Genomic DNA, 281 nt, shown 5'->3' with positions numbered 1-281 from the left:
GCGTCCGCTGACGGGGGGCCAGATCAGACACCCCTGCGCAACCCACCCTCCCGGCCACGGACAGTTTCCGTGCACATCCACCCCGGATTGAAGAAAGAAGAGCAAGAGCAAGAGCAACAGCCGCATTGCTTCCGGGGTCAGATCCGTTTTCCGCAGGAAAACGGATCTGCCCCCTCTTTCCACCTGGAACCCCAACGCTCTTTCCGTCCGACACCGAAATGCCGAGAGGGCTGGGCCGGGGTGGGTAGGCAGGACCGTTGGCGCCATGGATGGCGCCATCG

Source organism: Stenotrophomonas sp. HMSC10F07 (assembly GCF_001807895.1).
GTDB lineage: Bacteria > Pseudomonadota > Gammaproteobacteria > Xanthomonadales > Xanthomonadaceae > Stenotrophomonas > Stenotrophomonas sepilia.
This window is presented reverse-complemented; position numbering follows the sequence as displayed.